The sequence below is a fragment of the Arthrobacter sp. P1_B9 genome, assembly GCF_056406495.1.
The window spans coordinates 471,952-494,532 of the sequence record NZ_JBFUAA010000003.1 but is presented as its reverse complement, the minus strand read 5'-3'; the positions used below and the strand labels follow the sequence as shown (position 1 = coordinate 494,532).

Genomic DNA, 22,581 nt, shown 5'->3' with positions numbered 1-22,581 from the left:
GAAGTTCACGTTGGACGAACCGGGCCGCTGTGTCCCGGAGGCGTAGGCGGTGATAAACCCGATCAACCGTGGCTCGGTGACGGTGAGGTTGAAGGTCACGGCGGAAACCTTCGCCGGAATCCCGTGGGCCCCGCCGGCCTGGAAGGACACGCTCCCGTCCGGGCGCACTGCAGCAGAAGTCCGCGTGTCCAGTGCCCGGAAGGGCGTGACCGGGACCAAAGCACCCGGCACGTCCGGGACCCCGGGCAGGTAGTAGCCGGAGACGTCGGCAATGAGATGGGTGGTGCCGTAGGAGCGGTTGAACAAGGTGACCTTGCCGTCGGCGCCGACGGGTACGGTGACGGAGTTCGCGACTGTCTGGCCGGCGAGGAAGTTCACGTTGGACGAACCGGGCCGCTGTGTCCCGGAGGCGTAGGCGGTGATAAACCCGATCAACCGTGGCTCGGTGACGGTGAGGTTGAAGGTCACGGCGGAAACCTTCGCCGGAATCCCGTGGGCCCCGCCGGCCTGGAAGGACACGCTCCCGTCCGGGCGCACTGCAGCAGAAGTCCGCGTGTCCAGTGCCCGGAAGGGCGTGACCGGGACCAAAGCACCCGGCACGGTCGGCTTCGCGTACGTCTCGGCCACCGCGACAGGGGACGTCAGCACGTCGTTTGCCTTCGCCGCTGGCGCGGCCACCGCTGATGCTGCAAGCAAGACACCCAACGCGGCAGCCAGACAAGCGGTCCGCCGCCGAAATTGCGCACTCAAAGTAGCCATGATTCCCCCAAAACATGGCCCCGGGACAGCAGACCTCGGATACTTCTCGCGAAACTACCACACCTGCGCGCGCGGTCAAGGTTCACCCAGGACCTGTCGGCCGCGGGAAGGGGTTGACGGCCGGGAGCCGCACCCGTAATCTAGTTATTAGACGTCTGACGACTTACGCAGATGGTGATGGCTTCGGGGGAAGGCCGCTGGGATACAAAGGAGTATTTCATTGGGATATGTAATTGGCTGTGATCTTGGCTCGCAGAGCGCGAAGGCGGTGCTGATGTCGCCGGAGGGCGTGATCGTCGCGACCGCAAGCAGCGGGTATGCGATGGCGCACCCGCACAGCGGCTGGGCAGAGCAGGATCCGGCGCACTACCGGCACGGGATTGCCTCCAGCGTCCGTGCCGTGCTGGCCCGGACCGGTGTAAAGCCGGCCGAGGTGACGCATATCGGGCTCTCGAGCCAGGTGGACGGCGTCGTGCCGGTGGACGCCGACATGCGTCCGCTGCGGCCGGCCATTATCTGGCTGGACCGGCGCGCTACCGAGCAGGTTGCCCGGCTCGGGAACGCAATCGATCCGGACCGGCTGTTCGCCCGGACGGGGCTGAACCTGGACGCCAGCCACACCGGACCAAAGCTCATGTGGCTGGCCGACAACGAGCCCGAGGTGTACTGGAGGGCCGCGTCGCTGCCCTCGGTCGGGGGCTACGCCGTCGCGTGGATGACCGGCCGTTCAATCCAGGACCACGCGAATTCCTCCTCCTCGCTGCTCTATGACGTGGTGGCCCGGGACTGGAGCGATGAACTCATCGACGCCGCCGGGCTGGACCGGGCCAAGCTCCCGGAGATCGGCCGCGCCACCGACGTCGCCGGGACCCTGACCGCGGAGGCGGCTGCGGCGCTGGGGCTGACCACGGGCTGCGCCGTCGTGGTCAGCACCGGCGACGACCACGCCGCATGCCTGGGCGCCGGCGGAGTCCGGCCCGGGGTGGTCGTCGATATCCTCGGCACGGCCGAACCGGTCGGGGTCTCCAGCGCCTTCCCGGTGTTCGACGAGACCAAACTCGTCGAGACCCACGCGCACGCCGTGGACGGCACCTACCTGATCGAGAACCCCGGGTTTGTCTCGGGCGGCAACACGCTGTGGTTTGCCCAGAACGTCCTCGGCGTCAGCCAGCAGGAGTTCTTCGACCGCGCCGCCCGCTCAGAGCCCGGCGCCCGCGGGGTCCGCTTCATCCCGGCACTGACCGGCTCCATGGCGCCCCGGTGGAACGACTCCCTGCGCGGGACGTTCGCCGGGCTGTCGATGAACCACGACTCCACCGACATGGCCCGGGCGATCATCGAGGCGAACTGCTTCGCGTTCCGCGACATCTACGACCGGATCGACGCGATGGGCCTGGCCCAGTCGGTCCGGGTCGTCGGCGGCGGGGCCCGCTCCGCGCTGTGGCTCTCGGCGAAGGCCACGCTCTGCAATACCCCGATCCAGAAGGTGCTCACCGAGGAGACCAGCGCCACCGGCGGGGCCCTGCTCGCCGCCGTCGCCGCCGGCACCTTCGCCAGCCTCGAATCCGCCGTCGACGCCGTGGTCGAACTCGACCCGGTCAGCATCGACCCCGACCCTGCCCATGCCGAGGCCCTTGAAATGGCCTACCAGGACTACCGCTCCCTCTTCGACGCCGTCGAATCCATCCCGCAGAAAGAATCACGCCATGACGCTCTCGTCTGACCTCGACCGCTACCTCTCCCACCCCCTGGTCGGCCTCGACCAGGTCGTCATCGGCGCCGACGTGCTGGACTCCGTCCACGACATCGTCGCCGCCCTCCCGGCCCATAACAGCATCGCCGTCCTCACAGACGAGGACGTCTACACCACCGGCTCGGGTACCCACCTCAAGCCCGCCATCACGGCCCTCCTGGAAACCCTGGGCACGGTCACCACCGTGGCCCTCCCGGGCCACGTCCACGCCGACGAAACCACCGTGAGCGCTGCGACCGCCGGCTGTGCCGGCGCGGACGTCATCGTCACCATCGGCTCCGGCACCCTGTGCGACATCGGCAAGGTCGCCGCCGGGACCCGGCCGCACGTCGTCGTGCAAAGCGCCGCCTCCGTCAACGGCTTCGCCGATGACCAGTCCGTGCTGCTGATCAACGGCGTCAAGCGCACCGCCCACTCCGGCTGGCCCAACGCACTGGTGGTCGACAGCAACGTCCTGGAAGGGGCGCCGGCACTGCTGAACCGCTCCGGACTCGGCGACATGATCTCGATGTTCACCGCCCCCGCGGACTGGTACCTGTCCTCCCTCGTCGAGATGGACCGCGGCTACTCCGCCGAGGCCGCGACCATGACCCGCCGCCACGGCGCCGAACTCCTGGGCCTTGCCCCCGGCGTGGGGACCTCTGACCCGGAGTCCTTGTCGACGCTGGCCAAGTTCGTGACCCTGTCGGGCATTTCAATGGGCGTCGCGGGACAAACCTCGCCGTCCTCCGGCATGGAACATGTCATCAGCCACCTCCTGGACATGGCCAGCACGGCCCGCTGCACAGACACCGCCCACCACGGCGCCCAGGTGGGCGTCGCGACCATCATCGTCGCGATCCTCTGGCGGAACATGAACGAGAAGCTCCGCACCGGAAGCCTCGGCGCCCTCCGGCTCCCCGAGCCGGACGACGCCGAACGCACCGTCCGGGAGGCCTTCGACTGGATGGACGAGGCCGGCTCCACGAGCAACGAGTGCTGGTCCGACTACTCCAAGAAACTCGAACACCTCCGCGCTGTCGATGCCGGGGCCAAAATCCGCGACGCCGCCGCAGCCTGGCCGGCCCACGCCGAGGTGCTCTCGGGCCTGCTGGGCGAACCGGAAGCCATCGTCGCGGCACTCCGCGCCGCCGGCGCGCCGACCCGTTTCTCCGAACTGGAAAACCCCAGCAAGGAAGACGACGTCATCTGGGCGCTCACGAACTGCCACCTCATGCGCAACCGCTTCAACATCGCCGATCTCGCCTACCTCACCGGAGCCTGGACCAAGACCGACGTCCTGGCTGCCCTCGCCGAGGCAGAACGGATCGGCGCCGGACTGTAAACGCCGGCCCCCACCGCAAGCGAAGCCAATTCCCGAACCAACAATACCCACTTTTATTCGTCAGACGTCTAATGACATCCCACGCTGATGAAGCCTGGCCACGAAAGGCAGGCAGACCCATGGAGGCCACAATGAGCAAGACCGCCACTTCCGCCGGAACCGGGCGACTCAACACTGCGCAACGCGAATCAGCCCGCGCTGCGATGAAGTCACAAGTACTCGACGTGCTTGTTATTGGCGGCGGCGTTGTCGGCGCCGGCGCTGCCCTCGATGCGGCATCGCGGGGACTTACGGTCGGCATTATCGAGAAGAGCGACTGGGCCAGCGGCACCTCCAGCCGGTCTTCCAAGTTGGTGCACGGCGGAATCCGCTACCTTGAGCAGCTCAACTTCAAGCTGGTCAAGGAGGCTCTTGTGGAGCGCGGCCTTCTCCTGCGCACAATCGCACCCCACCTCGTCAGGCCTGTCTCGTTCCTCTACCCCGTCACCGCGCCGCTGGCCGAGCGGTTTTATGTGGGGGCCGGGATGGCCCTGTATGACCTGTTCAGCTATGCCGGCGGCCGCCACCCGGGCGTCGGCCTGCACCGCCACCTCAGCCGCAAGCGCGTCAGGGCTGAACTGCCCGGCCTGAACCGCGCTGCATGCCGTGGGGGCATCAGCTACTTTGATGCCCAGGTCGATGACGCCAGGCTGGTCGCAACGATCGTGCGCACTGCGGTGTCGCGGGGCGTCCATGCGATGAATCGCGCCGGCGCAGTGGAGATCATGCCCGGCACCGGCAGCGCGGACCACACAGTACTCGTCTCGGATGAAGAGACGGGTGAGCGGTTCGAGGTGCGGGCCCGCTCCATCATCAACGCAACGGGTGTGTGGACCGCAGAATCGCAAACCATGATCGGCGTCGACTCGGCAGTCGAAGTCACCATGTCCAAGGGGGTTCATATCCTCGTTGACCGTGATCGCTTCCCGTCCACCATGGGATTGATCCTGCGGGCAGGGGCAAGTGTCCTTTTCGTCATCCCCTGGGGCAACTACTGGATCATCGGCACCACCGACACGCCATGGGACCTGGGAAAAACGAATCCCTCCGCCACCTCCGCGGACGTCCAGTACCTGCTCGATCACGTCAACAAGGTGCTCGAGGTCCCGATCGTCCACGAGGATATCCTCGGTGTCTACGCCGGACTCCGCCCGCTCGTGAAAGGCAAGGCAGGCTCGACCGCGCAGCTGAGCAGGGAACACGTCGTTGACGTGCCCCACGAGGGCATCGCGGTGATCGCCGGCGGCAAACTCACCACCTACAGGGTCATGGCAAAGGACGCTGTGGACGCCGCGACACAGGGGCGAAGCACTGCCCGCCCCTCGCAAACACTGGACCTGCCCCTCCTCGGTGGCGAAAACTTCGTTGCCGCCGAGATTGAAAGCGTCTGCGCCTACATGCTCGAAACCCTCGGACTGCCGTCCAGCCACGCAGCACGCCTGGTCGGTCGATACGGAAACATGGCCACTGAAGTCTTGAAGCCTGTGGCCGAGAACAGGGTGCTCGGGCTGGAGATCTGCGGCGGCGGCGGCGCCCTTCTGGCTGAAGCGCTGTACGCAGTGACGCACGAAGGGGCCCTGCATTTGGAGGACGTCCTTGAGCGCCGCCTGCGTATTTCCATTGAATCCAAGGATTTCGGCGAAGAAGCCGCATCCGAGGTTGCCAGGGCCGTGGCCCCGGCCCTGGACTGGACTGCGCAAGACGTCGACGACGAACTGGAGCGCTATCAGGAATTCGTTCGCCTCCAGCGGGAAGCGATCTCCGTACCCGATGACGCCTCTGCCGATGCTGTCATGAAAAGGGCAGTTCCTGCCGCCCGCGCGGCGGCCGGCCTGCACGCTTAACCGTCCCGGAAAACAACAAAAACCTTCTCTTGTCAGACGTCTAACGACTTGGTATGCTTGATGAACAAGGTCGCGAAAGCCCCTTCCGGACACTTTCCCTGCCGATGACGCCAGAGAAAAGCCAGGCCCGCCGCCCCCGCGGCGGCCGTTCGTAACACCCCTTCGAAACACCCGGTCCCGGAGCGCTGATTTCAGCCCGGCACCCAGCCACCGGAGCAATCCCGCGGCTTCCTCGTCAAACATCAGACGGCCCACCTCCCGTGGCGCCGATGATGGATACAACCCGCAAAGGAGCAGGTCAGTGTCACAAGCCACAATTTCGCCAGTGCAGGCGGAGCACAAGAAGAAGAATCTTCACAAGGTTGCAGGGCCCGTCCTGCTCTGGGGCATCGGCGTCGGCGCCGTGATCTCCGGTGATTACTACGGCTGGAACGCGGGCCTGGGCCTGACCGGCTACTGGGGTTACCTGATCGCAATCGCGATCATGGGCCTGCTCTACGCCGGCCTCTCAACCGTGATCGGCGAACTGTCCGCAGCAGTACCCCACGCCGGTGGAGCCTACGCCTACGTCCGCACAGCACTGGGCCGGGTCTGGGGCTACCTCGCCGGAGTCAGCGTCCTTCTGGAATTCGTGTTTGCCCCGGTCGCGGTGGCGCTGACCGTCGGCGCCTACGTGCAGGTCCTCTTCCCCGACGTGCCGGTCCTGGTCAGCGCCGCAGTCCTCTACATCGGCTCGACCGTGGTCCATCTCCTGGGCGCCGGCAACTCGATGAAGATCGAATTCGTGTTCACCGCCGTCGCGGTCGTCGGCCTCATTGTCTTCATGGTGATCGGTGCGCCGAAGATGTCACTGGATAACCTGAACGCCTACTCGGGCGGAGCCATCCTGCCCAACGGCATCGGCGGCCTCTGGGCCACCCTGCCGCTCGCCGCATGGTTCTTCTTCGCCATCGAAAGCCTCCCCATGGCTGCCGAAGAGACCAAGAACCCGGCCAAGGACATCCCCAAGGCCCTGATCATGGCCTTCATCACCCTCGCCGTGATCGGCCTCGGCACCCTCACCGTCGCCGCCGGCGTCGGCGGGTCCGACTTCCCCGGCGCAGCGGCCCCGCTGACCGTGGCCCTGTCCAACGTCGTGGGATCCCAGACCTGGATCGTCCCGGTGATCGCGATCTTCAGCCTCGCCGCCCTGGTCGCCTCGTTCCACGCGATCGTGATCGCCTACTCACGCCAGACCTTCGCCCTGTCCCGTGCAGGCTACCTGCCGGCATCACTGTCCAAGCTCAACAAGCATCACGCCCCGGTCGGCTCGCTGATCGTGCCCGGCGTCATCGGCTTCGTCTTCGTCATCCTGGGCGCCACCATCCTCCCGGACGCCATCCCGGTCCTGGTCACTCTCTCCGTGCTCGTCGCGGCCGTGTCCTACATGCTGATGATGGCCGCAGCCCTGGTGCTGCGGAAGAAGCGCCCCGACCTGCACCGCCCCTACAAGGCACGCGGTGGACGCGTCACGATGTGGATCGCCCTGATCCTGGCCGGGATCCTGATCCCCGCAGCCCTGGTCAGCTTCCCCCTCGCGTTCGTCATCGCCGTGATCATGGTGGCCCTGTTCATGGCCTACTACTTCGCCGTCGGCCGCAAGCGCGTCGGCAACTACACCGCCGAAGAAGAACTCGCCCTCACCGACCAGGCCCTCACCGCAGACGCCTGACCAACCCAGCCCCACCAAAGAGCCCGACAGCCCGGCCAGCCCGGCAGGCTGATCTGGCCGACCGCCCGGCGGGGGCGCCGCGACCCGGCAGCCCCCGCCCGGCACCAGCACCACCGGCACCACACCGCGAAACTTTCTTCCAGAGATTCCATCATCGACTTGAGTCGTTAGACGTCTAACGTTAGACTTGTATTGTGCCCCGCAAGGGGCCGAAAGGAGGGCAATGATGCCCGTTGAACTACTGGCCAAAGAAGCCGGCCGCCGCGAAGCGGCCCCGCTCTACCGGGGCTACGCCTTCGACCTGGACGGCACGCTGTATCTGGGCGATGACCTGATCGAGGGCGCGGACACCGTCGTGGCGGCGCTGCGCAACTCCGGGGCCCGGGTGGTCTTCGTGACCAACAAGCCGCTCGAGACCGCCGAGGCCTACGCCGCGAAGCTGACCCGGCTCGGCATCCCGGCCCAGGCCCAGGACGTAATCTCCGCGCTCGACGCGCTCACCCTGTACCTCGCCGGCCGCCATCCCGGGGCCCGTGTCCTGGCCGTGGGCGAACCGGTCCTGATCGAATCGCTGCGCGGCGCCGGGTTCACCCTGACCGATGACCCGGCCCAGACCGACGTCGTGGTGGTCTCCTTCGACCGGACCTTCGACTACGACAAACTCACCCGCGCCTACCAGGCCGTGAACGCCGGCGCCGTGATCGTGGCCACCAATCCCGACCCGTACTGCCCCACCCCCGACGGCGGCCTGCCCGACTGCGCCGCGATGCTTGCGGCCATCGAGGCCTGCACCGGCGGACGCGCCGAAGCGATCGTCGGCAAACCCAGCGTCCATATGGCCAACGCCTTCCTGCACCGCCTCGGCGTCCCGGCCCACGAGGCCGTGATGGTCGGGGACCGGCTCCTGACCGACGTCGCCATGGGCCTGAATGCCGGCATGGCCTCGGCCCTGGTGATGTCCGGAGCGACCACCGATGACCACCTCGCCGCCTCCGGCATCCTGCCGACCCACGTCCTGGACGACGTCCGCGGACTCCTCCCCGCCTGACCCACACACGCACCACCCCACCAGCACCAGCACCCACCCAGCACCACCCACCACAAGCGAAAGAACAAGAACAATGTCTGAATTCATCTTCATGCTCACCCACAACGACCGCACCGTCGACAACGCCCTGGAGGTCCTCGAGCAGGTCAAGGACACCGGGCTGCGCCACATCGGCTTCAAGGACGTCGGCGCCACCGCCGAGAAGGCACGTGAGCTGACTGCCGCCGCGCACGCCGCGGACCTGGTGGTCTACCTCGAGGTGGTCTCGGTCGACAAGGCTGATGAGATGGACTCCATCGACGCCGCCATCGCCGCCGGCGTGGACTGGATCGTGGGCGGCAAGTTCGCCGCCGAGGCCGTCGAGAAGCTCGCCGGCACCGGAATCAAGTTCGCCCCCTTCCCCGGCCGCGTCGCCGGGCACCCCAGCGCACTGCTCGGCACCATCGAGGAGATCACCGCGCACGCCGCCGAACTCTCCAAGCTCGAGGGCGTCCACGGCGTGGACCTGCTCGCCTACCGCCACGCCACCGTCGATCCGCTGGAACTCACCGCCGCCGTCGCCCGCGTTGTCGATGGGCCCACCATCGCTGCCGGCTCGGTCGTCAACGAGGACCAGATCCGCGGTCTCGCCGAAGCCGGCGTCTGGGGCTTCACCATCGGCGCGGCCATCTTCGACGGCAAGCTCCCCGGCGAAAAGGACGTCGTGTCCCAGGTCCGCACCGCCCTGTCCTACGCCGACGCCGCCGCCGGCGCCCGCGTCTAACCAGAACCCGCACCGCCAGTACACTGGATTTATTGCCCCAGGGAGGACACCATGTCAGGTCGCCGGCCAAATCTTGCAGAACAGGTTCGAGATGAACTCACCGAGCTCATCAGCAACGGCACGTATAACGTCGGCGACCGGCTCCCCAACGAGGACGAAATGTCGGTGAAGTTCGCGGTGAGCCGCGCCACGGTCCGCGAAGGCTACCGGGCATTGATCGACGCCGGGTACCTTTCCCGCCTCCATGGCAAAGGCACCTACGTCACCAGGGTGCCGCAGCGCCACGCGCTGGACCTGAACGTCAGCTACACCGCGATGATTCAGGCCGCCGGATTCACCCCCAGCATCCGGATCATCTCCCAGCGCGTGGTACCCGCCGATGACGGCGACCGGGCCCGGCTCCGCCTGGACCGCGGGGCCGAGGTCGTCATCGTCGAACGGGTCCGGTTCGCCGATGCCCGGCCCGTCGTCTACAGCCTCGACCGCGTCCCTCTGGCCCTCGTGCCCGAAGCGGCCCGGTCCAACCTCGGCCCGTCCCTGTTCGACCTGCTCGAGACCCTCAACTACGGCGTCCGGAACGGGCGGGCCAAGCTGCTCCCCGTCCTCGCCGGACCCCCTGAGGCCGCACAGCTCCAGGTCAAAGAAGGCGTCCCGCTGCTCTACTTCGACGAGGTCGACTACGACATCAACGGCACCCCGGTGCTCGCCTCCTTCGAGTGGCACACCAGCGACGTCTTCGAAATGTGGCTCAACCGCCGCGCCCAGCCACCCGCCCAGCAGGTCCAGGCCGCTCCGGCCCTCTCAGAGTCACGGACCTGACCGGGCAACAACCACAACCACCGGACACACGGCCGGGCACGCTCCCCAGCGTGCCCGGCCGTTCCCGTTGTGGAGGTTGTTCGGCTCGCAACCGGCCGATCACTTGAAGATCACCTGGAGATCACCGGCGGTATTCGGCCCAGATCCCTTCCACTGCCGCTCCACGGGCATGCAATGGGGCCCCGGCCCGGGGCCCTTCTGTACCGAGTGGCAGAGGACTTCAAAGCCGGACGCTCACCCCGGGATTTTCCCGAAGAGCACTATGAAGCCGACTGGGATAACCGGTTCCATGAGAAGGAACTCAACCCCATCGGCAGGCGCGGACTCGGGCTGGAGGCATAGCCACGCCCGCTCGAACGTGACTGGGCCGCTTCCGCCAGCGGAAACGGCCCAGTCACTCGCCAAACATCAGCAGAATGCGGCTACCCGATCAGCGCGAGCACCGCGCCGGCCGTGACAACCCCGCCCGCTTTGGTGCGGACGTCGGTGACGGTGCCGTCCCGGTGCGCGGAGACCTGGGTTTCCATCTTCATGGCCTCAAGGACCACCACCGGGTCCCCGGCCGAGACTTCGGCTCCCGGCTCGACGAGCCATTTCACGACTGTCCCTGCCATGTCCGCGCGCAGCTCCCCAGGGTCGCCAGCGGCGGCGGCACCGCCGTCGGACGCTACCGACACCCCGGCGGGCGCGGAGCTGCCCGAGCGGGCCCAGGCGTCCAGCAGATCGGCCGGAAGGCCGACGGCGAGGCGCCTGCCGTCCACGTCGACAGTGATGGTGCGGCGTTCGCCGTCGGGCGCGGTGGTGCTGTAGTCCGGATCGGCAGGGATGCTGTCCGCGAAGTCGGTTTCGATCCATCGGGTGTGGATGCCGAGGCCGTCCTCGGAGGTGAAGTCCGGGGATTCCAGCACGGCCCGGTGGAAGGGCAGCACGGTGGCGACCCCGGTGATCCGCATTTCGGCGAGGGCCCGGCGGGCACGGCGCAGGGCCTGCTGGCGGTCCGCGCCGGTGACGATCAGCTTCGCGAGCAGGGAATCGAACTGCGGCGCGACGAAGGACCCGGAGCGGACGCCGGTGTCGAGGCGGATGCCCGGGCCGGTGGGACCGGCGAATTCGCCGATGGTGCCGGGCGAGGGCAGGAAGCCGCGGCCCACGTCCTCTGCGTTAAGCCGGAATTCGAAGGCGTGTCCGCGCGGTGCCGGGTCTTCGGCCAGGCGCAGCGGCTCGCCCGCGGCGATCCTGAACTGTTCCTGGACGAGGTCGATCCCCGTGGTTTCCTCGGTGATGGGGTGCTCCACCTGGAGCCGGGTGTTGACCTCCAGGAAGGCCACGGTGCCGTCCGCCGCGACGAGGAATTCCACCGTGCCGGCGCCGGAGTAGCCCGCTTCCCGGCAGACGGCCTTGGCGGCGTCGTAGATCAGCGTGGTCTGCTCGTCGGTCAGGAACGGCGCGGGGGCCTCTTCGAGGAGCTTCTGGTGCCGGCGCTGCAGGGAGCAGTCGCGGGTTCCGACGACCACGACGTTGCCGTGCGCGTCCGCCAGGACCTGCGCCTCGACGTGGCGCGGACGGTCCAGGTAGCGCTCCACGAAGCACTCGCCCCGCCCGAAGGCGGCAACGGCTTCCCGGACGGCGGAGTCGAAGGCTTCCTCGACCTCGTCGATGACCCGGACCACCTTCATGCCGCGGCCACCGCCGCCGAAGGCGGCCTTGATGGCGATCGGCAGGCCATGCTCTTCGGCGAAGGCGCGGGCCTCGGCCGCCGTGTCGACGGGACCGTCGCTGCCGGCCACCAGGGGTGCGCCGGCCCGGACGGCCGCGTCGCGGGCCGTGATCTTGTTGCCGAGCAGCCGGATCGCGTCCGGCGTCGGACCGATCCAGGTCAGCCCGGCGTCGAGGACGGCCTGGGCAAAGTCGGCGTTCTCGGAGAGGAAGCCGTAGCCGGGGTGGACGGCGTCCGCACCGGACTGGGCCGCCACGGCGAGGAGCTTGGGGATGTTCAGGTACGTGTCCGCGGGCGAGTTGCCGTCCAGGCTGAAGGCCTCATCCGCGGCCGAGACGTGCAGGGCGTCGGCGTCGATGTCGGCGTAGACAGCGACGGACGCCAGCTGCGCGTCGTCGCAGGCCCGGGCTATGCGGACCGCGATTTCTCCACGGTTGGCGATCAGGACCTTGCGCATCAGTTACTCGCTTCTTCTGTGGTGGTGGCGTGTTCAGTAGTGCCGTGTTCGGTGGGGTGTTCGGTGGTGGCGGATTCGGCCCAGCGGAAGCGGATCCTGCCGCCGATCGGGACCTGGGCGGCGAGGTCCAGCTGGGAGTCGACCACCACGGCGATCACCGGGTAGCCGCCGGTGATCGGATGGTCGGCCAGGAAGAGCACGGGCAGGCCCTCCGGCGGGACCTGCAGGGCTCCGGCGACGGTGCCTTCGCTGGGCAGTTCGCCCTGGCGGCTGCGCTGCAGCGGCGTACCGTCCAGCCGCATGCCGACGCGGTTGGACTGCGGCAGCACGGCCCAGTCCTGGGCGGTGAAGGAATCCAGTGCCGCCTGATCGAACCAGTCGGCGCGGGGGCCGGGGACGACGTCGAGGACGGTCACCCCGGTGCCCGGGTAGTCCGGCTGCAGTTCGGGATTTCCGACGACGCCGCTCTCGGCCTCTCCGCCGGCGCCCAGTTGCTGCCCGGCGGCCAGGGGCGCAGGACCGATCCCGGACATGGTGTCCGTGGAGCGGCTGCCCAGTACCGGGGCGGCATCCACCCCGCCGCGGACCGCGAGGTAGCTGCGGAAGCCGCTGTGCGGCGCACCGATGCTGAGCGTTTCGCCGTCGATCAGCGCGAAGGGAGTGGCCACCGGCACGGTGCGCTGCCACGTATCGCCGGCGTCGTCCGGTGCGGACGCGATGCTCAGTTCCGACGGCGCCCCGGCGACGGCGAGGACCTGGTCCCCCACGGCCTGGACCTTGAGTCCGCCCGCGACGGTCTCGATGCCGGCTGCGCCGGGGGCGTTGCCGACGAGGCGGTTGGCCCGGCGCAGCGAGGCCCGGTCCAGCGCGCCGGCGGCGGAGACGCCCAGGCCGGAGTGGCCGTCCCGGCCGAGGTCCTGGATCAGGCTCTGAAGGCCCGGTGAAACGATCCGGATCCCGGCCATGACGTCCTGCCCGGCAACCGGTTCCGGCGCGGTGCCCTCGGCCGCAGGCGCCGCGGCCGGCTCGACAGCCGGCTCCGCTACTGGCTGGGCCGGGAGGGCGAGTGCATCCCGGACCGGACGGAACTGCACCCGGTGGCCGGGGGCGGCCAGGGCGGGCGGCTCCCGGTCCAGGTCCCACATCTTGGCGTTGGTGCGCCCGATCAGCTGCCAGCCGCCCGGGGAACGGCGAGGGTACACGGCCGAGTAGTTGCCGGCCAGCGCCACGGAGCCAGCGGGAACTGCGGTGCGGGGCGAGCTGCGGCGCGGCACTTCCAGCTGCTGGTTCTCCCCGATCATGTACCCGAATCCGGGGGCGAAGCCGGCGAAGGCCACGGTCCAGATCTGCCCGGAGTGGGCGGCGATCACGCCGTCGGTTCCCAGGCCGGTGAGCCGTCCGACTTCGGCGAGGTCCTCGCCGTCGTACACGGTGTCGATGACCACCAGCTCACCGTCGCGTTGCACGGGTGCGGTGAGGTCGAGCTGCATCAGGCGGGCGGCGATGCGCCGGGCCGAGGCCGGGGATTCGGCCTTGACCAGAACGGTCTCGGCCGCGGCCAGGATGTCCTGCTGGCCCGGCAGCGGTTTCTCGAGGAGCAGTGCCTGCAGGGCGAGCACGTCCTGCGTGCCGGAGAGCTCAGCGAGGACCGCGCGCGTCCCCACGGCCCGCACGGAACGGACCTTGTGAACTGCGGCTTCGCCTGCTGCGGCGGCTTGTACCTTCAGGGGTTCCCCTGCTGTCTCAATCACGGGTTGCCTCAATCATTGTGCCGGTGAAATCATGCCGGCGGACAGGATCCGCCGAAGAAGATCCGCGCCGCTCAGGCGCGGGCTTCCTGCAGGAGCCGCTCCTCCTCGTCAGTATGCGGGTTGCGCCCGATGGCCAGCCCGATCACGGTCACGATGGAGGCGACCGCGAGGTAGCCGGCGATCAGGAACCAGTTGCCGCTGACAGCGAAGAGGGCAGTGAAGACCAGCGGTGCGATGGCGCCGCCGACCACGCCGGCCAGGGTGTAAGCCAGCGAACTGCCGGCGTAGCGCAGCCGCGCCGGGAACTGTTCGGTGATGTAAGCCGCCTGCGGGCCATACATGAAGGCGTGGAAGGCCAGCCCGATCACGATTCCGATGGTCAGCGTGAGGACCGACTTGTCCTGAATCATGAGGAAGAACAGCGGAATGTAGACGGCGGTTCCGACGGCGGCGATGCCGTATACGAGTCGGCGGTTGACGCGGTCCGTGAGGGCGCCCGCCGCCGGGATCAGGAACAGTTGGAAGGCTGAGCCGATCAGGATGGCGGTCAGTACGTTGCTGGTGCTCATGCCCAGTTCCTTGGTGGCGTACACGGCCATAAAGACGGTGAGCAGGGAGTACAGCACGTCCGGGCTGATGCGGGACAGGGCGGCCGAGACGAGGGCGCGCGGCTCCCTGGTGAAGACCTCCTTGATGGGGGCCTTGGGCTGTTCGCCGTGGGCCTGGATGGCCTTGAAGACGGGAGTTTCCTCGAGCTTCAGCCGGATCAGCAGGCCGAAGCCCACCAACACCGCTGAGGCGAGGAAGGCCACGCGCCAGCCCCAGGAGAGGAACTCTTCGTTGCTGAGCGTCGCGGCGAGCACGGCCAGAACGCCGTTGGCCATCAGGTTGCCGGCGGGCGGGCCAATCTGCGCGGCGGAAGACCAGAAGCCGCGCCGCTTCGCGTCGCCGAATTCGCTTGAGAGCAGCACGGCCCCGCCCCACTCGCCGCCGACGCCGATGCCCTGCGCCAGGCGCAGCAACACGAGGATGATGGGTGCGGCTATACCGATGGTGGCGTAGCCCGGGAGCGCGCCGATCACCACCGTAGCGATGCCGATCAGCAGCAGGGTGGTCACGAGGACCTGCTTGCGGCCGATCTTGTCACCGAGCCGGCCGAAGATCACGCCGCCGATGGGACGGGCGAGGTAGCCCACCGCAAAGGTCGAGAAGGACAGCAGCAGCCCGACGTATTCGTCGTTGCCCGGGAAGAAGACCTTGGGGAACACGAGGGCCGAGGCCACGGAGTAGATCGCGAAGTCGTAGTACTCCAGCGAAGTGCCGGTGAGGCTCGCGACATAGGCCTTGAGGGCACCAGGCGGGATCCTCCTCTTGCCGGCGGCCGGGGTGGCCTGATGCGGTGCTGCAGTCATGGTTTTCCTCCAGGTGTGCGGGGTGCTGCCTGTTGCTTGGGTTTAGGTGCGGGTGGTCCCGGCAGAACCGGGGTGTGAAGCGGTGAAGCTGCGGCCTAGACGAAGGCGGCGGTGGTGATGTCCGCGGCGTTGAGCGCTTCGCGGACGGCAGCGGCCATGGCGACGGCCCCCGGGGAGTCACCGTGCACGCAGATGCTTTCGGCGCGGATTTTCAGGATGGAGCCGTCGATGGTGCGGATGGCGGAATCGGTGGCCATCCGGAGGACATGCTCAGTGACGAGAGCGGGGTCCTCCAGCACGGCTCCGGGAAGCGTACGGGACACGAGGGTGCCGTCCGGGTTGTAGGCACGGTCCGCGAAGGCTTCCGTCACCGCGCGGAGGCCGGCGGCCTCGGCCAGGCGCAGCACTTCCGAGCCCGGCAGGCCCAGGATGGGCAGGTTCGGGTCAACGGATTTCACGGCGTCGACGACGGCCTTCGCCTGGCCGGTGTGCGAGACGATCGCGTTGTAGAGGCCGCCGTGCGGCTTGACGTACTTGACCGTGCCGCCCTCGACGGCAGCCAGCGCCTGCAGGGCACCGATCTGGTAGACGACGTCGTCGGCCAGTTCGATCGGGTCGATGTCCAGGAAGCGGCGGCCGAAGCCGGCGAGATCGCGGTAGCCGACGTGGGCGCCGATCACGACGCCGGCGGCAACCGCCTCGCGGCAGGTCCGGCGGATGACGCTGGGGTCGCCCGCATGGAATCCGCACGCCACGTTGGCGCTGGAGACCGAGCGGAACATCGCCGAGTCGTCGCCCAGGGTCCAGCGGCCGAAGGACTCGCCAACGTCGCTGTTCAGGTCAATGGTTGCCATTTGTGATCCTCGTCTCATGATAGCCCCCTACTAGGATGCATCAATTTCTCGGATTGTTCAACAATCCGACGATTCAACATTGGGACAATCGTGTAGATTCGGCACTATGACCACTCCCGATGCAGCTGCCGGCTCTGCCCTAGGCGCAGCTGCGGCGCGGCTGCGCGTGGCCGTCCCCTCCGTGGCGGACCGGGTGGCGGCCGAGCTGCGCCTGCAACTGGCGGAGGGCCTGCTCCTGCCGGGAGCCCGGCTCACGGAGTCGACCATCGCCGAAGACCTGGGCGTCTCCCGCAACACGGTCCGCGAGGCCTTCGCCGAACTGGCGGCCGAGCGCCTGGTGGTCCGGCACCCCAACCGCGGCGTCTTCGTGGCCAGACTCGAGGCCGGCGACATCCACGACGTCTACACCGTGCGCCGCGCCATTGAAGTCAGTGCGATCCGCGGCGGCGGGAGCCCGGAGCGCGTGGCCGCGGTCCGCGCTGCCGTTGAAGAGGGCAAAGCCGCCGCCGCCGCCAATGACGAGGAGGGCCTGGGCAGCGCCAACCAGCATTTCCATGGCGCGATCGTGGCCCTGGCGGGCAGCCGGCGGCTGGACACGATCATGTCCCAGGTGCTGGCCGAGATGCGCCTGTTCTTCCACAAGGCCACCGTGGACGCGCACTTCTACCGGGGCTACCTGCCGGACAACGAGGAAATCTGCACCGCCCTGGAAGCCGGAGACCTGGACGGCGCCGGCGCGCTGCTGCTGGCCTATTTGAACCGGTCCGAGGAGCGCCAGGCCGCCGTCCACGGCGAGTGAACGATTCCATGGAATCGATTCCATGATTCGTTTTGAGCGCCGTCCAGGGTGCTCTCCGGAAACCCGGCGACCTCCGCCGAGTCCCGCCAGAGGGTGGCCGCCGCCGTCACCGAGCTGGACTTCCACCCCAACGCCCAGGCGCGCGCTCCGTTCCACCGGGACCAACGTCATCGTGACGGCAGCGCCCCTCAATTCCGTCCCTATGTACTGCGGCTTCGGGCACCGTCCCGCACCACCGAAGGAGCAGGTCCAATGAGCACGGTTTTTGTGGTCGGAAGCCTCAATATCGACCAGAACATCCGCGTCAGCGCCCTGCCCCGGGCGGGCGAAACCGTCCGGGGCTCGGACGCAACGTACAGCCCCGGGGGCAAGGGCGGCAACCAGGCTGTCGCGGCCGCCCGGGCCGGCGCCGCAGTGAAGTTCACCGGCGCCGTCGGCGACGACGCCCATGGCCGGCGAATTCTTGAGGTCCTCGCCGAGGCCGGCATCGATGCCGGCCACGTTCGGGTCAGCGGCACCGCCGCCACCGGAACGGCGGTCATCGCGGTCGATGACCAGGGCGAAAACCAGATCATCGTGAGTCCGGGCGCGAACGCCGGGCTTACCGCCGCCGACGTCGAAGCGGGACTCGCCGCCGTCCAGCCCGGCGACGTCCTGGTCCTGCAGCTGGAAATCCCGACGGCGCTGGTCCGGCAGGCCGCGCGGACCGCGAAGAATCGCGGGGCATTCGTCATCCTCAACGCCGCGCCGGCCCCCCGGCAGATCGAGGCGCTGCTCGACGACGTCGACCTCCTGGTGGTGAACGAACAGGAAATCCAGGTTCTAGCGGGCCTCACCGGCCTGGCCGGAATCCAAGGAAACCACCGGGACCTGGTCGTGTCGCTCCCGCCCGTCCTGGGGCCCGCCATCGTGTGCACCGCAGGCGCGGAAGGATCCTTCACCGTCGTCGACGGCAGTCCCGTGCACGTGCCGGCAACGAAAGTGGACGCCAGGGACACCACCGGAGCCGGCGACACGTTCGTGGGCTACCTCGCCGCATCCCTCGCCGGCAGCGACCGCGAGATGCCTGCGGCAATGCTCCACGCCACCCATGCCTCCGCTGTCGCCGTGACGCGCCCCGGCGCTATGGAATCGATTCCATGGCGCGATGAAGTACCGGCGTAGCCGCCAAACCCCGCAACACCCCGCCTGAACGTCCCGCACTAAGTCCCACACGAAGGAGACCCATGAAAATCGCACTCGGCAACGACCACGCCGGCTGAACACCCGCGAAACCTGGGGCGCCAAGGAAAAGGCTGAAGTGGACGCCATCATCGCCGGCGAGCCGGCCGCCGCCGCGGAGGACCAGACGGCGCCATCGGCTGCCCGGTAGCCGCACAGCAAAGACCCGCAATAAACGTCCGACCGGGGCCGGCCTCTTGGAGGCCGGCCCCGGTCGCAGCAGTCTGAAGTATCCCGTGCTACTTTCCGGCCGCTACCGGGACCGGATGCTCTGCCGCCGGCTTCCCGGCGTCGACATCAGCCGCGGGCGGGGTTTTCAGTTTGAGACGCTCGATGATCGAGATCCCACCGCCCTTGCCGCTGCGGTTCTTGTTGAAGATGTCGAAGCCGACGGCGAGGAGCAGTACCAGGCCCTTGATGAGCTGCTGGTAGTCGGTGCCGAGGCCCAGGATCGACATGCCGTTGTTGAGGACACCCATAATGAGACCGCCGATCATTGCCCCTGCCACGGTTCCGATGCCGCCTGTGACTGCGGCGCCGCCGATGAACGCCGCTGCGATGGCGTCCAGTTCGAAGCCCGTGCCGCCGGCCGGCTGGGCGGAGTTGAGCCGGGCCGTGAACACGAGGCCGGCCAGTGCGGCAAGGACGCCCATGTTCACGAACAGCCGGAAGGTGACGACCTTGGTTTTGATGCCGGACAGCTCAGCCGCGTGCAGGTTGCCGCCGAGTGCGTAGGTGTGCCGGCCGAAGACGCTGTTGTTCATCAGGGCCGTGTAGACGATCACCAGGACCGCCAGCACGATCAGGACGATTGGGGTTCCCCGGTAGCTGGCGAGCAGGAAGGTGATGGTCAGCATGAGCAGGGCAATGAACGCGGTCTTGGTGGCGAACCAGGCCATCGGCTCGTTCTCGAGTTCGAACTTCTTGCGGATCCGGCGTTCCTTGACCGCCTGGATCACCAGCGCCAGGGTGGCGCCGACGCCAAGGATGACCGTCAGCCACTCCAGCACCGACGTGCCGCCGGAAATGTCCGGCAGGAAGCCGCCGCCCAGCGCCCGCAGTTCGCCGGGGAACGGCGTGATCTGCTGGTTTTTGAGAACGATCAGTGTCAGGCCGCGGAAAATCAGCATCCCGGCGAGGGTGACGATGAAGGCGGGAATGCCGACGTACGCGATCCAGTAGCCCTGCCAGGCACCCACCAGCGCGCCGATCAGCAGGCAGGCCGGAATAGCAAGCCACCACTCCCAGCCCCAGTGCACGATCATGACACCGGCACAGGCGCCGATGAAGCCGGCGACCGAACCGACGGACAGGTCGATGTGGCCGGCGATGATCACCATCACCATGCCGATGGCCAGGATCAGGATATAGCTGTTCTGGACCACCAGGTTGGTGACGTTCTGCGGCTCCAGCAGGATCCCGTCCGTCAGGATCTGGAACAGCAGGACGATCAGGATCAGGGCGACAAAGATGCCAACCTGGCGGAGGCGGCTTGTCAGGAAGCCCAGGGATTCTCGGAGGGCGGACATGTTCGCTATTCCTTCTCTTTGGTCATGTAGTGCATGAGGGTTTCCTGTGATGCTTCGGCGATCGGGACCTCGCCGGTGATGTGCCCGGCAGACAGGGTGTAAATCCTGTCGCAGATGCCCAGCAGTTCGGGAAGTTCGGAGGAGATCACAATGACCGCCTTTCCTTCCGCGGCCAGCTTCGCGATGATCGTGTAGATCTCAAACTTCGCTCCGACGTCGATGCCGCGGGTGGGTTCGTCGAGGATCAGCACGTCCGGATCGGAGTACATCCACTTGCTCAGCACCACTTTCTGCTGGTTGCCGCCGGACAACTTGCCCGTGACGGCGGCAACCGAGGGGGCCTTGATATTCATGCTCTTCCGGTAGTCGTTGGCCACCACGGTTTCCTGGTTCTTGTCCACCCAGCCGCCCTTGACCAGCTTGCGCAGCGCCGCCATGGATACGTTCCGCTTGATGTCCTCGATGAGGTTCAAACCGTAGAGCTTGCGGTCCTCAGTGGCGTAGGCGATGCCGTGCTTGATGGCGTCGGAGACGGTGGAAGTGTTGATTTCCGTGCCGTGTTTGAACACCTTCCCCGAGGTGGCGGTGCCGTAGCTCCGTCCAAAGACGCTCATGGCCAGCTCCGTCCTGCCGGCACCCATCAGTCCGGCCAGCCCCACCACTTCCCCCTTGCGGACGTTGAGGCTGGCGTTGTTGACCACCACCCGGCTGTAGTCCTGCGGGTGCCTGACGGACCAGTCCTCGATCCGCAGGACTTCCTCGCCAATCCGTGGTTCCCGGTCCGGATACAGGCTTTCCAGGTCCCGGCCCACCATTCCGCGGATAATGCGTTCCTGGGTGATCTCGCCGTCGCCCAGGCGGAGGGTCTCGATCGTCTTGCCGTCGCGGATGATGGTGACGGCGTCCGCAACCTTGCGGATTTCGTTGAGCTTGTGGCTGATGATGATGCTGGTGACACCCTGGCCCTTGAGGTGCAGGATCAAGTCCAGCAGGTGGCTCGAGTCCTCGTCGTTGAGGGCTGCCGTCGGTTCATCGAGGATAAGGAGCTTGACCTCCTTCGAGAGTGCCTTGGCGATTTCCACGAGCTGCTGCTTGCCCACGCTGATGTGCTGGACGGGGGTGACCGGGTTTTCGCTCAGGCCCACCCGGGCCAGGAGTTTTGCGGCCTCCAGGTTGGTCTTGCGCCAGTTCACCCAGCCGCGGTTGGCCTGTTCATTGCCGAGGTAGATGTTCTCGGCGATGGACAGGTAAGGGCTCAGTGCCAGCTCCTGGTGGATGATCACGATTCCGCGCTTCTCGCTGTCGCTGATGCTGGAGAAATTGCAGGGTTCGTTTTCGAAGAGGATGTCGCCGTCGAAGGAGCTGTGCGGGTAGACGCCGGACAGGACCTTCATCAGGGTGGATTTCCCTGCGCCGTTTTCACCGCAGATGGCGTGGACTTCGCCGCGGTTCACCTGCAGGGTGACGTCCTGGAGGGCCTTCACGCCCGGGAAGGTCTTGGTGATTCCTCGCATTTGAAGAATGGGTGTGTTCATCGCCAATTCTCACTGACTGGTAGTACCTGAGACGTCCTGCGGCTGCAGGGGTCTACGGGAAAGGGTGGCGGCCCGGACTCGACGGCGGCCCGCCACCCTTCGACGTGGCTACTTGACGTCGGCCGCGGTGTAGTAACCGGAGTCGATGAGTTCCTTCTTGTAGTTCTCGTTCGTGATGATGACGGACTTGAGCAGGTACGCAGGGACGACCTTGACCTTGTTGTTGTAGGTCTTGGTGTCGTTGACCTCGGGTTCCTGACCCTTCAGGAGGCCGTCAACCATCTTCACAGCCTGGGCTCCCAGCTGGCGGGTGTCCTTGAAGATCGTGGAGTACTGTTCGCCGGCGGTGATGGACTTCACCGAACCCTTTTCGGCGTCCTGGCCGGTGACGATCGGCAGGCTTCCCTTGGCGTAGCCGCCGGTGCTCGTCAGGGCCGAGATGATGCCGATGGAGAGGCCGTCATACGGGGAGAGGACGCCATTGAGCTTGGTGCCGGAACTGTAGGCGGCCGTGAGGATGTCCTCCATGCGCTTCTGGGCCACGGGGGCCTGCCAGCGCAGGATGGCAGCCTGCTCAAACTTGGTCTGGCCGCTGGGCACCTTCAGGGTTCCGGCGTCCAGGTACGGCTTGAGGGTGTCCATGGCGCCGGTCCAGAAGAAGTTGGCGTTGTTGTCATCCGGGCTGCCGGCGAAGAGCTCCACATTGAACGGGCCCTTGCCTTCGACCTTCTTGCCGCTGGCGTCAACAAGGCCCAGGCCGGTCAGCAACGAAGTGGCCTGCTGGACGCCCACCGTGTAGTTGTCGAAGGTGGTGTAGAAGTCGACGTTCGGCGTGCCGTTGATGAGCCGGTCGTACGCGATGACCTTGACGTTCTGCTCCTTCGCCTTGGCGAGGACATCGGTCAGCGTGGTGCCGTCGATGGCTGCGACGATGAGGGCTTTGGCACCCTTGGTAAGCATGTTCTCGATCTGGGACACCTGGGTGGGGATGTCATCATTGGCGTACTGCAGGTCGGCTTTGTAGCCGAGCTTCGTCAAGGATTCCGAGACGTTCTTGCCGTCGGCGATCCACCGCTCCGAGGTCTGCGTCGGCATCGAGATCCCGACGAGGGAACCGGCGGCGTCGGCGCTGGCGGCCGGGGCGGCCGTGCCGGCCCGGCTGCCGCAGCCTGTGGCCCCTACGGTCACAGCGAGGACAACCGCGACGGCGCCCAGGAGTTTCCTGATCTTCACAATTTTCTCCTTC

General features: G+C 67.2%; 17 protein-coding genes. 9 read left to right on the top strand and 8 right to left on the bottom strand.

What is annotated here, in order from left to right; translation table 11 throughout:
- A partial coding sequence (locus tag AC1D1A_RS07220) for a hypothetical protein (RefSeq protein WP_476947415.1) occupies positions 1-648 on the bottom strand: 648 nt, incomplete at its 3' end.
- Positions 649-979: 331 nt separating this feature from the next.
- Between AC1D1A_RS07220 and AC1D1A_RS07215 the strand changes: the two genes are divergently transcribed.
- The 7 genes from AC1D1A_RS07215 to AC1D1A_RS07185 all read left to right on the top strand — a co-directional run bounded on the left by AC1D1A_RS07215 (position 980) and on the right by AC1D1A_RS07185 (position 10,060).
- Positions 980-2,482, top strand: a complete 1,503-nt coding sequence (locus AC1D1A_RS07215) for a xylulokinase (RefSeq protein ID WP_476947414.1) — start codon at positions 980-982, stop codon at positions 2,480-2,482.
- Positions 2,466-3,836, top strand: a complete 1,371-nt coding sequence (locus AC1D1A_RS07210; protein ID WP_476947413.1) for an iron-containing alcohol dehydrogenase — start codon at positions 2,466-2,468, stop codon at positions 3,834-3,836. Before AC1D1A_RS07215 ends, AC1D1A_RS07210 begins: the two co-directional genes overlap by 17 nt.
- A 131-nt stretch (positions 3,837-3,967) precedes the next feature.
- Positions 3,968-5,719 carry a glycerol-3-phosphate dehydrogenase/oxidase gene (locus AC1D1A_RS07205; RefSeq protein ID WP_476947412.1) on the top strand — a complete coding sequence of 584 codons (1,752 nt, stop codon included), beginning with the start codon at positions 3,968-3,970 and terminating at the stop codon, positions 5,717-5,719.
- A gap of 301 nt (positions 5,720-6,020) precedes the next feature.
- Positions 6,021-7,430: an ethanolamine permease gene (gene eat / locus AC1D1A_RS07200; RefSeq protein ID WP_028278167.1), complete on the top strand. Its 1,410-nt coding sequence runs from the start codon at positions 6,021-6,023 to the stop codon at positions 7,428-7,430.
- Between the two features lie 226 nt (positions 7,431-7,656).
- Entirely contained in the window at positions 7,657-8,478 is an 822-nt protein-coding gene (locus AC1D1A_RS07195) for an HAD-IIA family hydrolase (protein WP_476870275.1), read from the top strand.
- Between the two features lie 73 nt (positions 8,479-8,551).
- Positions 8,552-9,241, top strand: a complete 690-nt coding sequence (locus AC1D1A_RS07190; RefSeq protein ID WP_230012466.1) for a hypothetical protein — start codon at positions 8,552-8,554, stop codon at positions 9,239-9,241.
- A gap of 51 nt (positions 9,242-9,292) precedes the next feature.
- Positions 9,293-10,060 (top strand): GntR family transcriptional regulator, encoded by a 768-nt coding sequence (locus AC1D1A_RS07185; RefSeq protein ID WP_476873882.1) that lies wholly within the window; start codon positions 9,293-9,295, stop codon positions 10,058-10,060.
- A gap of 422 nt (positions 10,061-10,482) precedes the next feature.
- Here the strand turns inward: AC1D1A_RS07185 and AC1D1A_RS07180 are convergent, their stop codons facing one another.
- From AC1D1A_RS07180 to AC1D1A_RS07165, 4 genes are all read right to left on the bottom strand, one after another.
- Positions 10,483-12,234 carry an acetyl/propionyl/methylcrotonyl-CoA carboxylase subunit alpha gene (locus tag AC1D1A_RS07180; protein WP_476859680.1) on the bottom strand — a complete coding sequence of 584 codons (1,752 nt, stop codon included), beginning with the start codon at positions 12,232-12,234 and terminating at the stop codon, positions 10,483-10,485.
- Positions 12,234-13,898, bottom strand: coding sequence for a 5-oxoprolinase subunit B/C family protein (locus AC1D1A_RS07175; RefSeq protein WP_476947422.1), 1,665 nt, complete (start codon positions 13,896-13,898; stop codon positions 12,234-12,236). Before AC1D1A_RS07175 ends, AC1D1A_RS07180 begins: the two co-directional genes overlap by 1 nt.
- A 158-nt stretch (positions 13,899-14,056) precedes the next feature.
- Entirely contained in the window at positions 14,057-15,397 is a 1,341-nt protein-coding gene (locus AC1D1A_RS07170; protein ID WP_476947411.1) for an MFS transporter, read from the bottom strand.
- A gap of 95 nt (positions 15,398-15,492) precedes the next feature.
- Positions 15,493-16,251, bottom strand: coding sequence for a LamB/YcsF family protein (locus tag AC1D1A_RS07165; RefSeq protein WP_223914816.1), 759 nt, complete (start codon positions 16,249-16,251; stop codon positions 15,493-15,495).
- A gap of 106 nt (positions 16,252-16,357) precedes the next feature.
- Here AC1D1A_RS07165 and AC1D1A_RS07160 point away from each other — a divergent pair, with 106 nt between their 5' ends.
- Positions 16,358-17,050 (top strand): GntR family transcriptional regulator, encoded by a 693-nt coding sequence (locus tag AC1D1A_RS07160; RefSeq protein ID WP_476947410.1) that lies wholly within the window; start codon positions 16,358-16,360, stop codon positions 17,048-17,050.
- A gap of 252 nt (positions 17,051-17,302) precedes the next feature.
- A complete protein-coding gene (locus AC1D1A_RS07155) occupies positions 17,303-18,214 on the top strand; it encodes a ribokinase (protein ID WP_476947409.1) in 912 nt (303 codons plus the stop codon).
- 296 nt (positions 18,215-18,510) lie between these two features.
- Here the strand turns inward: AC1D1A_RS07155 and mmsB are convergent, their stop codons facing one another.
- From mmsB to chvE, 3 genes are all read right to left on the bottom strand, one after another.
- Positions 18,511-19,800, bottom strand: a complete 1,290-nt coding sequence (gene mmsB / locus AC1D1A_RS07150; RefSeq protein WP_028278178.1) for a multiple monosaccharide ABC transporter permease — start codon at positions 19,798-19,800, stop codon at positions 18,511-18,513.
- A gap of 5 nt (positions 19,801-19,805) precedes the next feature.
- A complete protein-coding gene (gene mmsA, locus AC1D1A_RS07145) occupies positions 19,806-21,335 on the bottom strand; it encodes a multiple monosaccharide ABC transporter ATP-binding protein (RefSeq protein ID WP_230007792.1) in 1,530 nt (509 codons plus the stop codon).
- Positions 21,336-21,443: 108 nt separating this feature from the next.
- Positions 21,444-22,568: a multiple monosaccharide ABC transporter substrate-binding protein gene (gene chvE / locus AC1D1A_RS07140; RefSeq protein ID WP_476859674.1), complete on the bottom strand. Its 1,125-nt coding sequence runs from the start codon at positions 22,566-22,568 to the stop codon at positions 21,444-21,446.
- Positions 22,569-22,581: the final 13 nt, after the last annotated feature.